We start from the raw sequence: 2,974 nt of genomic DNA, 5'->3' as shown, positions 1-2,974 counted from the left end.
ACTACCCCAACATGGCATGACCTATACCGCTAACAAGAATCGGTTAAAAAGTGTTGCGCTTGATTTGACAATTGAGGGTCTTTAAAAAATAAAAATGTAATTAGCGGTAATGTTTATGACGAAATCACACGACTGGATGACCTAGTTGAAAAGCAATCGCCCATGATAAGTCAACAGGATATTGATTCTGCTACGCGTTTGTTAACTGATTATAAACACGCTGACAACAACATTCATGGCTCAAAATTACGCCAGGCCTTTGAACGTCTGAGTATCAAATCTAAAGAAGCGGTTGTTTCTGGTGATAAGGAATTAGACTCGTTTCACCAATACTTGCACGTTGTTCGTCCGATTGAAACTGAGTTAGAAGAGGTATTTAGCGAGAAGATACCAAGCCAACCGCAGACGTTAACTCTGATTGTGGGCAATGTGGGAGATGGGAAATCACATTTGCTAGCCTATGAAAAGAATCAGCGTCATGATGATTTCATTAAATATGGTATTAAGGTGCATAACGATGCGACAGAAAGCCTGGACCCACAGAAAACGGCAATAGAGTCGCTTCAAGATACGTTAGCGACGTTTAATCAGCCAAATGGTAAGTCGGAGCATTTAATTGTTGCGATAAACCTTGGTGTGCTGATTAATTTTGCAAAACAAATGCGCGAACAGGGGGAATTTACGGAGCTGCTTGCGTTTCTTGATGAAACAGAAATTCTGCGTAAAGAGACGGCGACAACAAACATTCAAGACCGCTTCCAGCTGATTACGTTTCGTAATTCGCCAAGCATTAAGTTTGTTAATGGTAGTGCTGAGAGCGAATTCACACGTAGTCTGCTTGAAAAAATCACGAGCCAGAATGATAAAAATCCTTTCTATAGTGCATATTTACAGGATAAACATCAAGAGAATTTGCCGGAAGTGATCAATTATCGACTGTTGCTCAATCGAGCAGTACAGGCTTCCTTGGAATCATTACTAATCAAAATTCAAATTCAATATGGGCAGATGCTCTCAGCACGCCAAATTTTGAATTTTATTCATGATGTGGTTATCCCTTTACCTGGAAATACGACTTATAAGGCATATCTGCCGTCGTTATTGTTTACCGGTAGTGATAGGTCGGTGATTTTGAAGTATATCGCTAAACTAGACCCAATTCTGAATCAGAATAAAGAAATTGACCGCATCACTTCACGTTTATTTAATACCCTCAACTTCACTGATGAAGCCAAAGCAATTTTTACCGAGATGAATCTTGAAAATGAGTTTGCCGAAAACGAGCGACAAATAAATGGATTCAAGGGTCTAAATGAACAAGATGAAGACAGCGAATTATGGGGACAGGATATCAACTATGTTCTGAGGTTACTATTCCTTTTGAAACATCAATCTGTGGCCTTTTCAAAGCCTGTGTATACAGATTATGTTCGTATTCTGGGAGCCATTGATAATAACGATCAAGAGCTAATTCACGAATTTATGAAGAATGTAAGTCAAGGAATGTTGTTGTGGAATGGGGTTACGCCGATGCAACAACATATATTTACTGATGCAACGGAGCAAAGCATCGCGATTGAAGTAAATCCACGATTTGATCGAGAGTATGGACTTGTAAGGCAAGGGACAAATATATATTTTGCTGTATATGCACAGAATGCAAAGCCAATTCGAATGGCGGTGGATTTCCAGACATACAGTCTGTTACGAAAGATCATTAATGGCTACAACTTGCGCCGCGCCGATGTTCAAAGCGCTGTAGATTTCAACCAATACGTACAGCAGTTAGTTGCGAGTGCAGATTCGAGGTCAGCTGTAGTGCGTATCCCGAATACGAATCATTTTATCCGTATTATGGACAATGACTATGAATATACAGTAGAAGAGGTCAACCGATGAAAAGTGCACAGGAACTAATGCAAAGTCTGACAAAAGGGGACAAGATAAGATTCAACCACGACCAGCGTGGGAAACTCTTACCTTACTTCACACGTGAACCAGAGCGGGCGAAATTTCTGAATGGATTTCATCCAGTTGTTGGCTCTCTTGTGCGGCGTAGTTTGGATTTAAGTATGCCTGCAGAATTTGATGACGGTATAGTTGATCGCGAAAGATTGAGTGCGAATGTGAACTTCAATGGAATGTCTATTGAACGATTCATGCAAGTGTTTTCGGATGTTGCGATTGAACGAGTGCATTTGCCACGATTATTAGCTTACGTGCCGTTGAGCGATGGTAACGAGGCAAAAGGTGACATTGCAGTTGCTGATTATCTTTACCAGCTGTATGGATTCGACAACAATGCCACCTGGTCAGCATTTTTAAAAAACGAGAGTGCAACGAATCCGTATGAAAGGTTAATTCTCAGCAACGCAAAGCAACTCGATGTGCTAAAAGATAAAAAAAGTCAATTTCAGTTTATGCAAGTGAATGAACTACGGTCTAAATTCACTAATGATTTAGCCAATATGCTGAGTAGCCGTCAATTCTTTGATGAGCATATTGATACATTTCTTTCCTTCTATTACTTCACTTATTCTGTAAAACTCATTGCATCGCTGGAACGCACCGATCACAGCGGAAGCCAATTTAAGCCTTATTATGCGCTGGAATCTGAGCGCCTTTCACAGTCACGCCGAGCTGCAGGCAGTCATTCATTCCGAAGTTTACGTATGAGTGCAAAGAATCTTTTAGTTGAGACAGATATTTTGGATTATATCAACATCTTGCTGGATCGTGATTATATGTTTATGCCCGAAATCATGGCGTTGAACGGCCCTGAACGCAATGATTTGGAGTACGAGCTGCGTGTATTTATCACGCAGTTTAATTACGGGATGCCGGAGAACAACATCAAAAGTCTTGAAGTTGAAACTGCAGATTTGGGTGAGTTAATTAGTGGCTGGTGAATAATTTGTCCAAGCTATCTGTAACAGTTCCTTAACCCGTTATCGTTGTATAATAGATGCATAGG

2 protein-coding genes are annotated in these 2,974 nt (G+C 40.5%); both read left to right on the top strand.

Annotated features, from left to right (window positions below; translation table 11 throughout):
• Positions 1 to 162 precede the first annotated feature (162 nt).
• Entirely contained in the window at positions 163 to 1,899 is a 1,737-nt protein-coding gene (gene dptF / locus EKM97_RS11795) for a DNA phosphorothioation-dependent restriction protein DptF (RefSeq protein WP_125572569.1), read from the top strand.
• Positions 1,896 to 2,909, top strand: a complete 1,014-nt coding sequence (gene dptG / locus EKM97_RS11790; RefSeq protein WP_125572568.1) for a DNA phosphorothioation-dependent restriction protein DptG — start codon at positions 1,896 to 1,898, stop codon at positions 2,907 to 2,909. Before dptF ends, dptG begins: the two co-directional genes overlap by 4 nt.
• Positions 2,910 to 2,974 lie beyond the last annotated feature (65 nt).

Source organism: Lacticaseibacillus songhuajiangensis (assembly GCF_003946025.1).
GTDB classification, from domain to species: domain Bacteria; phylum Bacillota; class Bacilli; order Lactobacillales; family Lactobacillaceae; genus Lacticaseibacillus; species Lacticaseibacillus songhuajiangensis.
This window is presented reverse-complemented; position numbering and strand designations above follow the sequence as displayed.